Origin of the sequence: Solwaraspora sp. WMMA2056 (genome assembly GCF_030345095.1) — a bacterium.
In the GTDB taxonomy this organism is placed as follows: Bacteria; Actinomycetota; Actinomycetes; order Mycobacteriales; family Micromonosporaceae; genus Micromonospora_E.
Map to the genome: position 1 here is coordinate 6710101 of NZ_CP128360.1, position 13271 is coordinate 6723371.

At 71.2% G+C, this 13271-nt stretch carries 13 protein-coding genes and 1 pseudogene; 8 read left to right on the plus strand and 6 right to left on the minus strand.

Annotated elements, in window-relative coordinates; all coding sequences use genetic code 11:
• Positions 1-12: 12 nt before the first annotated feature.
• On the minus strand, positions 13-921 hold the full coding sequence (locus O7608_RS30465; RefSeq protein ID WP_289207825.1) for an alpha/beta fold hydrolase: 909 nt from the start codon (positions 919-921) through the stop codon (positions 13-15).
• A gap of 175 nt (positions 922-1096) precedes the next feature.
• Here O7608_RS30465 and O7608_RS30470 point away from each other — a divergent pair, with 175 nt between their 5' ends.
• Together O7608_RS30470 and O7608_RS30475 are read left to right on the plus strand one after the other, a co-directional pair.
• Positions 1097-1582: a hypothetical protein gene (locus O7608_RS30470; RefSeq protein WP_289207826.1), complete on the plus strand. Its 486-nt coding sequence runs from the start codon at positions 1097-1099 to the stop codon at positions 1580-1582.
• 118 nt (positions 1583-1700) lie between these two features.
• A complete protein-coding gene (locus tag O7608_RS30475) occupies positions 1701-2270 on the plus strand; it encodes a hypothetical protein (RefSeq protein ID WP_289207827.1) in 570 nt (189 codons plus the stop codon).
• 106 nt (positions 2271-2376) lie between these two features.
• On the opposite strand, the gene O7608_RS30480 is transcribed toward O7608_RS30475, so the two are convergent.
• Entirely contained in the window at positions 2377-3432 is a 1056-nt protein-coding gene (locus O7608_RS30480) for a chymotrypsin family serine protease (RefSeq protein WP_289207828.1), read from the minus strand.
• A gap of 242 nt (positions 3433-3674) precedes the next feature.
• Here O7608_RS30480 and O7608_RS30485 point away from each other — a divergent pair, with 242 nt between their 5' ends.
• From O7608_RS30485 to O7608_RS30500, 4 genes are all read left to right on the plus strand, one after another.
• Positions 3675-4142, plus strand: coding sequence for a helix-turn-helix transcriptional regulator (locus O7608_RS30485; protein ID WP_289207829.1), 468 nt, complete (start codon positions 3675-3677; stop codon positions 4140-4142).
• A 5-nt stretch (positions 4143-4147) separates the two neighbouring features.
• The gene (locus O7608_RS30490; protein WP_289207830.1) at positions 4148-4561 is read left to right on the plus strand and encodes a VOC family protein; all 414 of its coding nucleotides are present in this window, start codon (positions 4148-4150) and stop codon (positions 4559-4561) included.
• Between the two features lie 12 nt (positions 4562-4573).
• On the plus strand, positions 4574-6952 hold the full coding sequence (locus O7608_RS30495; protein ID WP_289207831.1) for an ATP-binding cassette domain-containing protein: 2379 nt from the start codon (positions 4574-4576) through the stop codon (positions 6950-6952).
• A gap of 96 nt (positions 6953-7048) precedes the next feature.
• Positions 7049-8017 (plus strand): hypothetical protein, encoded by a 969-nt coding sequence (locus tag O7608_RS30500; RefSeq protein ID WP_289207832.1) that lies wholly within the window; start codon positions 7049-7051, stop codon positions 8015-8017.
• A 2-nt stretch (positions 8018-8019) separates the two neighbouring features.
• Here the strand turns inward: O7608_RS30500 and O7608_RS30505 are convergent, their stop codons facing one another.
• The gene (locus tag O7608_RS30505) at positions 8020-8451 is read right to left on the minus strand and encodes a DUF3817 domain-containing protein (protein WP_421357573.1); all 432 of its coding nucleotides are present in this window, start codon (positions 8449-8451) and stop codon (positions 8020-8022) included.
• A gap of 68 nt (positions 8452-8519) precedes the next feature.
• On the opposite strand from O7608_RS30505, the pseudogene O7608_RS30510 reads away from it, so the two are divergent.
• Positions 8520-9143 (plus strand): annotated as a pseudogene (locus tag O7608_RS30510) (SDR family oxidoreductase); the annotation flags it as partial.
• Here O7608_RS30510 and O7608_RS30515 read toward each other — a convergent pair.
• Genes O7608_RS30515 through O7608_RS32075 form a run of 3 tightly spaced genes read right to left on the minus strand, consistent with a single transcriptional unit; the run spans position 9128 to position 11796 of the window.
• Complete coding sequence (locus tag O7608_RS30515; protein ID WP_289207834.1) at positions 9128-9493, minus strand: MmcQ/YjbR family DNA-binding protein; 366 nt, start codon at positions 9491-9493, stop codon at positions 9128-9130. The pseudogene O7608_RS30510 and the gene O7608_RS30515 sit on opposite strands and share 16 nt — an antisense overlap.
• Before the next feature lie 21 nt (positions 9494-9514).
• Positions 9515-10321: a trans-aconitate 2-methyltransferase gene (locus O7608_RS30520; RefSeq protein WP_289207835.1), complete on the minus strand. Its 807-nt coding sequence runs from the start codon at positions 10319-10321 to the stop codon at positions 9515-9517.
• A gap of 11 nt (positions 10322-10332) precedes the next feature.
• Positions 10333-11796, minus strand: coding sequence for a GNAT family N-acetyltransferase (locus tag O7608_RS32075; RefSeq protein WP_353850475.1), 1464 nt, complete (start codon positions 11794-11796; stop codon positions 10333-10335).
• Positions 11797-11866: 70 nt separating this feature from the next.
• Between O7608_RS32075 and O7608_RS30535 the strand changes: the two genes are divergently transcribed.
• Positions 11867-13186, plus strand: a complete 1320-nt coding sequence (locus O7608_RS30535) for a hypothetical protein (RefSeq protein WP_289207836.1) — start codon at positions 11867-11869, stop codon at positions 13184-13186.
• Positions 13187-13271: the final 85 nt, after the last annotated feature.

Consider the following 13271-nt stretch of genomic DNA (forward strand, 5'->3'; position numbering starts at 1 on the left):
GGACTCCGCAGCCTACCCGCCGCCTGTTCCAGATCGTCCAGCCGCCTGGTGCGCCTCCTCGCCGGTCAGGAACCGCTGGACGGACCGGGTGTAGCCGATGGGGATGTGCCCGGTGTCGGGCAGCAGGACGACGGTCGCCTGCGGCAGCAGTCGGCGCACCCGGCGAGCGGTCTGCCGGGCATCCAGCAGCCGGTCCTTCGCTCCGGCGACGACCAGCAACGGCACGTCGAGACGGCGCAGTCGGTCGTCGCTGAAGATCGGCAGCCGGTCGCCTCGTCGCCGGTAGCTCCGCTGGATGAGCAGCAGGAAATCGGCCAGCTCCGCCGACTCGGGCAGCTGCCTGACATCGGACGCCGCCGGGGGCGGGCCGAGTACGAGTCGGACGGCCGCGCGCCGACCCCATTCGCCGAACGGTAGGAAGAAGAGCGACCCGATCACCGCACCGTTCTTCTGCCGGCCGATACCGCCGGGTACGAGCAACGCGAGCCGGGTGATCCGCTGCGGTCGGCGCAGCGCGTAGTCGAGCGCCAGCCAGCCGCCCAGCGAGGCACCGACGAACGCCGCCTGGCCGATGTCGAACGCGGCCAGCACGTCGTCGAGCCACTCGGCGTAGCAGCCGGAGGTGAGCGGCGGCCGTGCCGGTGCGCTGAGCCCAGGTTCACCGATCACGTCGACGGCGTACACCCGGTGGGTCTGCGCCCAGGTCTCGATGTCGCCGATCCACGCCGCCGAGTTGAAGCTGCCGCCGTGTAGCGCGACGACCGGCGGGGCGTCCCGGGGACCGCTGACGACGACGAACGTGTCGCCGTACCGGGTGGGGACTGTCGACTCGGTCGCCGGCACCGGCCAGCGCCGCAGAAGTGTCCGGTACCGCTGCTCGACGGCACGGCGGGCGTCCACGGACCGGTAGATCGCGTTCATCGCCGACCTCGCGGGTGTGGGTCGACGCAACTCAGGAGATCCATGCCGTCAAACTACCTTTCCACTCCCTATAATCCAAATCTCTGATCATTATAGGTAATGATAGGGACAACGAGTGTGGCGGCAGCATCCCGCAGCGACGCATCGAGGTGCCGACGCGTGCCAGGATGTGGCGGTGTCGTACGCCCCTCACCCCGGCCACCCGCCGGTCCCCGGCCCGGTGTCCCTGCTGGTCGCCTACCCGCATCCGATCCCGTCGCCGCCGGGCTGCGCCGTGCTGGTGGTCTCGGTCAACCGGGGCCCGTACCTGGTGCCCGCGACGGCCGCCGGCCGGTTCAAGATCGACGGCCGCGACGTCCCGATCCCGCACGAGGGCACCTGGCACGTGGCGGTGCCCGCCGGGCAGCACGACGTCCGGTACACCGATTTCATGGGCCTGCCGGTGATCACCACGACGGTCGTCGCGCACCCCGGCGCGGCGCATCCACTGTCGTTCCGGTTCGGCGGCTGGCGCAACCGGGTGCACGACGGGTACGGCACCGACGTGACGAGGTTCGGCATGTGGTCGAACTATCTGATCGCGCTGGTCACGCTGGTCGTCGTCGGGGTGCTGTGCTGCGGCGGGTTCGGGCTCGTCGCCGCGCTGTCCGGGTCGTCCTGACCGCCGACGCGAGCAAGCCCGCGTCGGACAGATCGGACAGCTACGGGAACCGGCTCCGCTGCGTACGCGTCCAATCGCTGTACAGATTCCGATGCCCCTCGCCAAGGAGGAGGTGGCCATGCAGGAGCATCGCAGGTACGCCGTACGGTTCGCGCTCGTCTCGCTCGTCCTGGCGCTCGCCACCGCCGGTTGCGCGGGCACCGGCACCGGCAACCCGCAACCGGCACCGGAGGAGGGTACGACGATGGAGCCAGCACCGGAGGCCAGTGCCGACGCCCTCGGCTGCGGGCAGCCGTTGCGCATCCCGGACGACGCGGCACTGACCGTCGACGGGCAGTTCCCCTCGACCGTGTCCGGCACCGACCGGGACGTCACCGGCACCGTCGAGGTCACCAGCCACCGCGCCGTCCGGGGCGTGGTGAGCCCGCGGGCCGAGGTGTTCCTGGTCCAGCAGGGCCGGATCGCGGCGGTCCCGGTGGCCCAGGACCTGATGGGCGTTCAGTGGGATCTCGCCGCCGGCGACGTCGAACAGCTGCCCGGCGACGTACCGCTGGTCTCGTGCGAGCCGGCCGGCGGGCCGGTACCGGCCGGCGACTACGAGCTGTACGCGCGGGTGGCGATCGCGCCGGACGACGGCACCGAACGGCTGGTGTCCTACGGCGGCCCGTGGCCGCTGCAGGTCACCTGAGGACGCGACCGAGGGCCGGACGAGGCTGGGCCGGGGACCGCTGGATGGTCCCCGGCCCTTTCATCTGTCGACGTGAACGTCGGTGCCGTGTCGGTGTGGTTGTCGGTCAGCCGGTGACGATGCTGACGCCGTACGCGGCCGCGACGTCGATGTAGCGTTCCGCGTAGCTCGTGACGCCGTTGCCGGCGATCACGTTGCCCCGGATCCAGGCACCACCCGAGGAGTCCTTCACGTAGAACGGGCTGCCCGAGTCGCCGCCGGCCGGCTGCGTACCGCCGGTGAAGACGATCACCGGCGACTTGCAGCCGGTGGAGGTGCAGACCTGACCGGTGATGCTGGTCGCGGTGTGTCCACAGTGCTCACCGGTGGTGCGGCCACTGTGGCAGTAGTCGGTGAAGCCGACGTACGCGGTGCCGGCCGCCACCACCGGGGCGCTGGAGGTACTGGTCACGCCGCCGGTGAAGATCCGTCCCGAGTAGGACCGGCCGCCGACCAGCTCCATGTCCTGGGCGTGGCCGCTGACCGTGGGCAGCCGCCGGTTCGACACGACGCCGTACGGGTTGGCCCCCGACTCGGTGAGCACGTTGATGCCGTTGGCGAAGCAGTGTCCGGCGGTGACCGAGAAGCGGGTGCCGGCGGCGTTCTGTACGGCGTACCCGGCCGAGCACCACGCCACCCCGGCGGTCTGGGTGATGCCGCCACCGCCCCAGTACGGCTGGATGTCGTCGCGGCGGTGCCAGAAGTCGGTGGTGGTGGACGTGTTCACCTGTACGGCGTTTGCTGCCTGCAGGTGGCCCGCGGTCGTGCCGGTCGGCTTCGTCAGCGCGGCCACCACGTCGGCGGGTGCGTCGGTGTCCACGACGATCCGGCCGGTGGTGGCGTCCAGGTAGCTGCCGAAGGTGTACTTCGTGCCGTGGGTGGCGACGTAGTCGGCGATCCGCCGCTGGATGACCGCCAGGGTGGCCGTCGCGGCGGCCGGCGCGGCGACGCTGGCGCGGGCGGCACGGTCGGGCGCACGGCGCTCGTCGGCCTGCGCGAGCGCCCCCCGGGTGACCTGTTTGGCCTCCTCCGGCGCGCCGTACGCGGCGCCGCCGCCGAGGACCGTCAGCGCGACGGTCGCCGCGGCAACGGCACCGACGAGCGCCCTCGTTCTCCTGTACATGCGTTCCTCCATGAATGTTAATTCGTGACCGATTGCCACGACCTCACCCATGAGAAATCACGGAAGATGAGATCGACAGCATTATGTCGACGATGCGACAACCGGGACGGCCGACCATTTCTGACGAATCACCGACTCATTCTTCTTCCGACCGGAAAACGAATTCGATTTCATGATTTGCCCACAGCGACGGACGCCGGCCAGGTTGGGCGGATCCGGCCCGGCGTGGCACGATCGCTCAGGTGACCAGCAGCACCGCCGCGACACGCCGACTGCGCGACCTCGTTCTCCTGCGCCGCGTCCGGGACCGGATCGACCGCGAGTACGCCCGACCGCTCAACGTCGAGGCGCTGGCGCGGGGCGTGCACATGTCCGCCGGCCACCTGAGTCGGGAGTTCCGGGCGGCGTACGGGGAGTCCCCGTACTCGTATCTGTTGACCCGCCGGGTCGAGCGCGCGATGGCGTTGCTGCGGCGTGGCGACATGACCGTCACCGACGTCTGTTTCGCCGTGGGTTGCTCCTCACTCGGTACGTTCACCACCCGTTTCACCGAACTGGTCGGGTTGTCGCCGGGCGTCTACCGCCGACAGGCCGCCCGTGCCACCGCCGGGATCCCGTCGTGCGTTGCCAAACAGGTGACCCGGCCGGTCCGGAATCCGGCACCGGTCAGGAATCAAGAAGTCCGGCCGGGTCGGGCGCCGTTACCGTGACCGGCATGGACATCACGATTCATTCGACCTTCCTGCCGCACGACGATCCGGAGGCGGCGCTGGCCTTCTACCGCGATCTGCTCGGCTTCGAGGTCCGCAACGACGTCGGCTACGAGGGCATGCGCTGGATCACCGTGGGACCGGCCGGCCAGCCCGGTACCAGCGCGATCGTGCTGCACCCGCCGGCGGTCGATCCGGGGATCACCGACGACGAGCGGCGCGTCGTCACCGAGATGATGGCCAAGGGCACGTACGCCGGCATCCTGCTGGCCACCGACGACCTCGGCGGCGTCTTCGAACGGCTACAGTCGGCCGACGCCGACATCGTCCAGGAGCCGACCGACCAGCCGTACGGAGTCCGCGACTGCGCGGTCCGCGATCCCGCCGGCAACCTGATCCGTATCCAGCAGCGCAGTTGACCAGGAGTCACCATGAGCGAGGGCCCGACGCCGGCCGTGCCGCACGTCGCCGACCGGCACGACATGATCCGGGTACACGGCGCGCGGGAGAACAACCTGCGCGACATCGACGTCGAGCTGCCGAAACGACGGCTGACAGTGTTCACCGGGGTCTCCGGATCCGGCAAGAGCTCCCTGGTGTTCGGCACCATCGCCGCCGAATCGCAGCGGTTGATCAACGAGACGTACAGCGCCTTCGTGCAGGGTTTCATGCCGACGCAGTCCCGGCCCGACGTCGACGTGCTCGACGGGCTGACCACCGCGATCATCGTCGACCAGGAGCGGATGGGCGGCGACGCCCGCTCGACGGTCGGCACCGCGACCGACGCCAACGCGATGCTGCGGATCCTGTTCAGCCGGCTCGGTCAACCGCAGATCGGCCCGCCCAGTGCATTCTCCTTCAACGTCGCGTCGGTGCGGGGCAGCGGCGCGGTCACCGTCGACCGGGGCCCGAACAGCAAGGCGGTGAAGGCGACGTACAGCCGGCTCGGCGGCATGTGCCCGCGCTGTGAGGGCCGGGGCTCGGTCACCGATTTCGACCTAACCGCGCTCTACGACGACAGCAAGTCGATCAACGAGGGTGCGTTGACCATCCCCGGTTTCAGCACCGAGGGCTGGTACGCCCGGATCTACGCCGGCAGCGGCTTCCTCGACCCGGACAAGCCGATCAGCCGGTTCACCAAGAAGGAACTCGACGCGCTGCTGTACAAGGAGCCGACCCGGATCAAGGTCGACAACATCAACGTGACGTACGAAGGGCTGATCCCCCGGATCCAGAAGTCGTTCCTGGCCAAGGACGTCGACGCGATGCAGCCGCACATCCGGGCCTTCGTCGAGCGGGCGATCACCTTCACCACCTGTCCGGACTGCGACGGCACCCGGCTGACCGAGGCCGCCCGGTCGTCGAAGATCGGCGGGATCAGCATCGCCGACGCCTGCCGGATGCAGATCAGCGACCTCGCCGAGTGGGTGGCGGGCCTGTCCGAACCTTCGGTCGCGCCGCTGCTGGCGTCGCTGCGGCACACCCTCGACTCGTTCGTCGAGATCGGCCTCGGCTACCTCAGCCTCGACCGCCCGTCCGGCACCCTCTCCGGCGGCGAGGCGCAGCGCACCAAGATGATCCGCCATCTCGGCTCGTCACTGACCGACGTCACGTACGTCTTCGACGAGCCGACGATCGGGCTGCACCCGCACGACATCGCCCGGATGAACGACCTGCTGCTGCGGCTTCGGGACAAGGGCAACACGGTGCTCGTCGTGGAGCACAAGCCGGAGACGATCGCGATCGCCGACCACGTCGTCGACCTCGGGCCCGGGGCCGGCACCGCCGGCGGCCAGGTGGTGTTCGAGGGGACCGTCGACGGGCTGCGGGCCAGCGGTACGCTCACCGGCCGCCACCTCGACGACCGGGCCACGCTCAAGGAGAAGGTCCGGATCCCGACCGGCACGCTGGCGGTACGCGGTGCGACGGCGAACAATCTGCGCGATGTCGACGTCGACATCCCGCTCGGCGTACTGGTCGTGGTGACCGGGGTCGCCGGGTCGGGCAAGAGTTCCCTGATCCACGGTTCGATCCCGCCGGGTGAGGGCGTGGTGTCGATCGACCAGGCGGCGATCCGGGGCTCCCGGCGCAGCAACCCGGCGACGTACACCGGTCTGCTCGATCCGATCCGTAAGGCGTTCGCCAAGGCCAACGGGGTGAAGCCGGCGTTGTTCAGCGCCAACTCCGAAGGGGCCTGCCCGACCTGCAACGGCGCCGGGGTCATCTACACCGACCTGGCGATGATGGCCGGGGTCGCGTCGGTCTGCGAGGACTGCGAGGGCCGCCGGTTCCAGGCGGCGGTCCTGGAGTACCGGCTCGGTGGCCGCGACATCAGCGAGGTGCTGGCGATGTCGGTGACGCAGGCCGAGGAGTTCTTCGCCGACGGCGAGGCCCGTACGCCGGCCGCGCACGCCGTGCTGCGCCGGCTCGCCGACGTCGGGCTCGGCTATCTCAGCCTCGGCCAGCCGTTGACCACGCTGTCCGGCGGCGAGCGGCAGCGGTTGAAGCTGGCCACCCACATGGCGGCCAAGGGCGGCGTGTACGTCCTCGACGAGCCGACCACCGGCCTGCACCTGGCCGACGTCGAGCAGTTGCTCGGCCTGCTGGACCGGCTCGTCGACTCCGGCAAGTCGGTGATCGTCATCGAGCACCACCAGGCGGTGATGGCACACGCCGACTGGATCATCGATCTCGGTCCGGGTGCCGGTCACGACGGTGGCCGGATCGTCTTCGAGGGCACCCCTGCCGACCTGGTCGCGGCCCGGTCCACCCTCACCGGCGAACACCTGGCCGCCTACGTCGGCCGGTGAGGGACCGCTCGCCTGGCAACGTCGCTCCGGTAGGTTCGATCTTCGACAGGCAGGCCGGGTGATGTGGAGTACGAGTTGGCGCGACCGTTCCGTCCCGTGACATCGCCACCGCCGGTGGAGATCGAGGAGCTCTTTCCCGAGTTGCGGGAGCATGCGGCGACCGCGACCCGGCTGCACCCCCGGCCAGGTGATCCGGGAGTCGACGACAGCTCGATCGGCGGGCCGCTGCGCTGGCCGGCCGGCGAGCCGTGGCCACACTGTACCGACCAGGACCACTACGTCGACCAGCTGTTGACGCCCGACACGGTCCGCCGGACACGCCGGGTCTACGCGGCGGCGAAGGCCCGCGCGGCGGCCACCGGGCAGAAGTACACGTTGACCGAGGCCGAGCAGGCCGAGGTGCCGGAGTTCGACTACACCGAGCCGTTGGCGCTGGCGAAGCAGCCGATCGCGTTGGTGCCGGTGGCCCAGCTGTTCCGGCGGGACGTCCCGGACCTCGACTGGCCGGCGCAGGCCGGCCTGCTCCAGGTGCTCTGGTGTCCGCTGGATCACCCGGACGCCGGCTACAACCCGCGGGTCGAGCTGCGTTGGCGGCGGATCGCCGACATCGACGGCCAGCTCGACCCGGTGCCGGAGCCGACCGTGGTGAACGAGAACTACCTGCCGACACCGTGCGTGGTGCACCCCGAGCCGGTCCGGGAGCACCAGTACGTCGATCTGCTGCCGGAAAACCTCAAGAAGCGGCTGTACGCCTGGGAGAAGCAGTCCGGTCTGCGGTACCAGAACGACTTCTCGCTCGCACCGGGCTGGAAGGTCGGCGGTTTCGCCAACTGGTCGCTGTCGGACTGGCAGCCGGTCGACTGCACGACATGCGGCACACCGATGACGTTGCTGCTCACCGCAGACTCGGGTGAGCGCACCGGCAGCCAGCGGTGGCGGGCCACCGGCGAGGAGGCCGGCGCGCCGATGAACCCGGTCGACGTGCTCATCGGTCGGGGTTACTCGTTGTACGTCTTCGTCTGCCCGACGTCGGCGGCGCATCCGGCCGCGACCGCGATGCAGTGAGCTCAGCGCACCACCTCGGCGGCGTCGACTCCCCCGGGCACGCGGTCGCCCGACGCGACGACCGGGGCCGGGTCACGGTCACCGTCACCCTGGACAGCTGACCCACCTCCCTGGCCCTGCCGGGCTGCCCCACCGCCGCCGAGCAGGCCGCGCCGGCGGGCCCACCGCTCGAAGACGAGCGTGGCGAACGGCGGCACCGCGCAGACCAGCGCGACGATGGTGACCGGCACCCGCCACCGGTGCACCCAGGCCACGGCCAGCGTGAGCAATCCGTACGCGGCGAAGAGCGCCCCGTGGATCGGCCCGAAGATCTGGACGCCGAGTTCGTTGCCGGGCGGGCCGTACTTGACCGCCATCCCGACCAGCAGGCCGGCCCAGGAGAATGCCTCGGCGATCGCCGTCACGACGAACAGTCGGGTCACCTTCTCGCGCATTTCGCCGATGCTAGCCGCACCGTTGACCTCAACCAGGGTGGAGGTGCTCTGCTGTGCGGCATGAAACCCGGGACCTGGCCACGGCGCAGCAGGTCGCCGACGCGATCAACCGTCGCGGGCCCGGTCACGCGGAGGCGCTGCGCTGTGACCTGGCCGATCCTGCCTCCGTACGGCGGTTCGCCGCCGCCGTGGCCGACCGGACCGACCGGCTCGACGTGCTGATCAACAACGCGGCCGGCTACCTCGACGGCGAGGACCTCGGTGCCGGATCCGACGACGACATCACCACCGTGATCGCCGGCGGGGCGACCGGCACCGTGCTGCTGACCAAGCATCTGCTGCCGTTGCTGCGCCGGTCGACCCGCCCGGACATCGTCCTGATGGTGTCCGCCTGCGGTGAACCGGGACATCACCGCTCCGGCGCCCACCCGGCGTTCTACGCCGCCAAGCACGCCCAGGCCGGCTTCGCCGGCATACTGTCGCACCGGCTGCGGCAGCAGGGTATCCGGGTGATCGCCCTCTATCCGCCGGATTTCGTCCAGGACGGCCCCCGGCGGGCCGACGGCGAGCTCACCGCCCGGTCGGTCGTCGACTGCGTGCTGTTCGCGGTCGACGAGCCACGGGACTGCTTCATCCGCGAGTTCCACTTCGAGCAGGTGCGGTCGGTGCCGCCGGATCAGGCGGGAAGCTGATCCGCCACTTCGTCCGGGGCGCGCATCCGCCAGGCATCGGTGACCAGCTCGGCGAGCCGGTCGACGTCGACCCGCTCCAGCCGCAGCATCACCAGCGGCAGCCCGTCGTAGCCGGGGGTGGTGAAGAACAGCTCCGGCTCGCCCAGCAGCAGCGCCTGTTTCTCGGCCTCGTCGCCCACGTAGAGCACCGCGACATCGGTCCGGATGACCCGGGGCCGGCCCGGCAGGCGCTCCGGATAGGACCAGATGAAACCCTTGCCGCCGACCCGGAAGTCGAAACCGTCGCTGTCGATCTCGACCACCTGCGGCAACGCCGTCGCCAGCCGGCGGACGTCGTCGGCGTCTGCCATCGCCACCTCCCGCCGGACAGGTTAGCGGGCCCGTCCGACAGACGGCCGAGGTCGCCGGGTCGCCACGACGAACACCCGCCGGAACGGGAAGAAGACCAGGCCGTCGCGGATCGGGTACCGGCTCGCCAGCTCCTGCCCCAGCAGTTGGCGGAACGTCGCCCACTCGGCGTCACCGAGCGCGGTGCGCACCGGCCGCGCCGCCGTTCCTTCGACCCAGGCCAGCACCGGGTGCGCCGCCGGGTCGTCGTCGGCGGCGGGCAGCAGATGCAGGTACGTGGTCTCCCACGCGTCCACCAGGCAATCTGAGCGCAGCAGCCGCGCCGCGTACCCGGCGGGGTCGCGCACCACGTCGCCGCCCCGGATCGTGGGCAGCCGGTCGCGCCACCTCGGGTCCGCCGCCACTGCGCGGATCGCCTGGTGCGACGGGGCGTCGAAGTTGCCGGGCACCGCGAAGGCGAGCACGGCGCCCGGCGGCAGCCGGTCCGCCCACCGGGTCAGCAGTGCGGGATGTCCGGGTACCCACTGGAGCACGGCGTTGCAGACCACCAGGTCGAGGTCCGGCTCAGGGTTCCAGTCGACCACGTCGGCGACGTCGAAGCGCACCGGGGATCCGAGCGCGCGGGCGGCGGCGATCATCTCGGCGGAGGAGTCGAGGCCGGTCACCGTGGCGGCGGGCCAGCGCTCCAGCAGGCGTACGGTCAGGGTGCCCGGGCCGCAGCCGAGGTCGACGACGGTGCCCGGGTCGTCGACGGCGATCCTGGCCAGCAGGTCGTCGAAGGGGCGCGCGCGATGGTCGGTGAAGCGCAGGTAGGCGGCCGGGTCCCACATCGCGACCTTCCTCAGGTCCGTACGGATGTCCGTCCGTCACGGTACGCCGGCCACTCGTCGGCGAGCATCGCGAAGTCGAGCTCCGTACTCCATTCGCCCTCGAAGAAGTCGTTGCGCACCAGCCGGGCCTCCTGGCGCATGCCGAGGCGCCGCGCGAGCCGGGCCGACGGTGTGTTGCGTTCGTCGATCCGGGCGACGATGCGGTGCAGGCCGAGCTGGTCGAACCCGAGGCCGAGCAGGGCACGGGCGGCCTCGGTGGCGTAACCCTGGCCGCTGGCGTCAGGGTGTACGACGTACCCGATCTCCCCGCCGCGCTGCGCGCGGCTGTGCCAGAAGAGCACCACGTCGCCGATCAGTCGGCCGGTCGCGGCGACCTCGATGCCGAGGGTGAGCGCCTGACCTTCGTCGGTCAGTCCGGTGTTCGCCCACATCGTCGCCAGCCGGGCGACGACGTCGTCGCGGGTCATCGGTGTGAACGGCACGTACCGGCAGACCTCCGGCCGGCTGCGGTAGCTCAGCAGGTCGTCGACGTCGGCGTCGGTCAGCGGCCGCAGCAGCAGCCGCTCGGTACGGACCGGGTAGTCGGGGTGCAGGCCGGCGGGTGCCGCCGCCACGGTCGCCGACGTGGTCGCGGTACCGGCCGCCACGTCGCCGCCGGGCAGGCGGTAGACGGAGACGTGCGAGGTCGACTCCGCGGTGAACTCGGCACCGGACCAGTCGGCGTGCCGGGACTCCAGCTCGAAGCCGGCCAGCTGCGCCATCAGGTCCATCTCGGCGGGCCAGACGTAGCGGTGCGGGCTGCGGAACAGGCTCACCTGCCCCTTGCCGTCGATCCGGAAGTGGTGCGACACCAGGTGCTGGGTGAGCAGGTCGTAGGTGTCCAGGCCGACGTAGCTGTCGTCGGCGTGGAAGACGGTGGCCTCCCTGCCCGGCGGCAGCGTACGCAGTTGCGGCACCTCGAGTTCGACCACGAACCGGCCACCGGGGACGAGGTGGCGGGCGGCGTTGCGGAAACAGGCGACCTGTTCGGTCTGGCTGAGCAGGTTGGAGATGGTGTTGTAGACCAGGTAGACGAGCCGGTACCGGCCCGGTGCGGTGGCGGTGGCCATGTCGCCGACGATCACCGGGATCTGCTGCGCGGTCGCCTTGGTCCGCAGCTGCCGTAGCATCGGCCGGGACAGCTCGATGCCGGTCACCGGGACTCCTCGGGCGGCCAGCGGCACCGCGACCCGACCGGTGCCGACAGCGAACTCCAGCGCCGGGCCACCGTCGGCCAGGGCGACCAGCCGGTCCACGGTCGGGTCGAGCGTTTCGGCGGCGAACATGCCCGTGCCGGGGGTGTCGTAGTGCCGCGCGGTCTCGTCGTTCCAGATGTCGTCGGCCCGCATACCGTCCACCATCGCCGCCGCTGGTGGCGGCAGTCCAGCGGATTCCAACCCGGCACCGACCGACACGGTGAGACGCAGGTCACTCACGAGGAAGAACCGGGGACCTCTACGGTGCCGTCTTGCCGGGTGTGAACATCAACGAAGCGGCGGCGGGGCGATGATTGGACGGATCTTCTTCGTGGAGGTGCGGCGGACCGCCGCGCTGTGGTTCGGTCTCGGGCTGGCCTTCGCGGCGGCGTTGCTGACCGCTGACCCGGAACGCTGGGACGGTGCCTGGATGGCGACGGTCCTCGCCCACCACGCCGGTCTGGACCTGCTGTGGCCGCTGGCCCTCGCCGCCGGGGCCTGGCAGGGCCGACGGGACCACGCTGCCGGCATCGCCGACCTGCTCGCCGCCACTGCCCGCCCCGGGTGGGCCCGGGTCGCGCCGCAGGCGGCGGTGGTCGCCGGCTGCCTGGCCGGTGGGTACGTCGGCGGGCTGCTCGACGGGCTCGGCCGCGCCCTGCTGGCGGCCACCTATCATCCGCCGGGCTGGTACTGGCCGCTGCTCGCCGGCTCGCTGAGCATCGCCGCTGCCGGACTGCTCGGCCTCGGCGTCGGCCGGCTGCTGCCGTCGCGGCTCACCGCTGCGCTGCTCGCCCTGGGCGGCCTTGCCGCCGTCGTGGTCCTCGCGATCGGATCGGCCGACAGCGACCGTCCGGTTCTGCTGCTCGGTCCGGCCTACCTCGGCGACACCGACCAGTACTCCATCGTTGACACTCGGGTCGTCGCCGGCAAACTGGTCTGGTTCGCCGCCCTCGCCGCCACCGGGTTCGCGCTGTACGCCGCCGGCGGCCGGCGGGCCCGGCTGCTGGCCGCCCTGCCCACCGTCGTCGGCCTGGTCGCGGCGTTGGCGTTGTTCCCGCCACCGGGAGCGGCCGTCCGGCCGGACCCGCAGGCGACCGCACTGGTCTGCACCGACGAGGCGCCCCGGGTCTGCGTCACCCGGCTGCACGAACCCGCGCTGGCCCAGATCGTCGAACCGGCCCGGCGGGCCCTGGCCCTGCTCAGCCGGCTGCCCGACGCACCGACCCAGGTCGTCGAGGAGCCCAGCCGGCACGGTACCCCGGTCGTGCAGCGCCGCGACAGCGTCCACCTGGAACTCGTCGTATACGGCGACGGGACAGTGATCACTGGACAGCAGTCGATCGAGGACACCATTCTCGACGGTGCCGGCACCTGGGCCTGCGGCGCCGCCGCCGACGACGTCGCGGGCTGGGAGCCGATCCAGGCCGCCCGCGCCGCCGCCGGCCTGTGGTTGCAGGGCCGCGACGCCGGGCCGGACGAGTTCTGGCCTCCGGTGCAGCAGATGGTCGTCGACGCGCTGGCTGGGCTGCGGGCGTTGCCGCCGGACGAGCAGGTGGCCCGGGTGGCCGCGCTGCGGGCCGCCGCGCTCGACTGCCGGCCGGACCTGTACGACGTACTGACCGGGTCCTGACCGCCGGACCAGGTACGACCGCTGGCCACCGGGGCCGGCGGGGCCGGCGGACAGGTCTTGTCGGACCCTTCGACTACGGTGCGAA

Excerpts from the sequence above, each read along its gene's own strand:
- O7608_RS30490 (WP_289207830.1), top strand. The coding sequence starts at position 4,148 with ATGGACATCACGATTCATTCGACCTTCCTGCCGCACGACGATCCGGAG.
- O7608_RS30495 (WP_289207831.1), top strand. The coding sequence starts at position 4,574 with ATGAGCGAGGGCCCGACGCCGGCCGTGCCGCACGTCGCCGACCGGCAC.
- O7608_RS30520 (WP_289207835.1), bottom strand. The coding sequence starts at position 10,321 with ATGTGGGACCCGGCCGCCTACCTGCGCTTCACCGACCATCGCGCGCGC.
- O7608_RS30465 (WP_289207825.1), bottom strand. The coding sequence starts at position 921 with ATGAACGCGATCTACCGGTCCGTGGACGCCCGCCGTGCCGTCGAGCAG.
- O7608_RS30475 (WP_289207827.1), top strand. The coding sequence starts at position 1,701 with ATGCAGGAGCATCGCAGGTACGCCGTACGGTTCGCGCTCGTCTCGCTC.
- O7608_RS30535 (WP_289207836.1), top strand. The coding sequence starts at position 11,867 with ATGATTGGACGGATCTTCTTCGTGGAGGTGCGGCGGACCGCCGCGCTG.
- O7608_RS30505 (WP_421357573.1), bottom strand. The coding sequence starts at position 8,451 with ATGCGCGAGAAGGTGACCCGACTGTTCGTCGTGACGGCGATCGCCGAG.
- O7608_RS30515 (WP_289207834.1), bottom strand. The coding sequence starts at position 9,493 with ATGGCAGACGCCGACGACGTCCGCCGGCTGGCGACGGCGTTGCCGCAG.
- O7608_RS30480 (WP_289207828.1), bottom strand. The coding sequence starts at position 3,432 with ATGTACAGGAGAACGAGGGCGCTCGTCGGTGCCGTTGCCGCGGCGACC.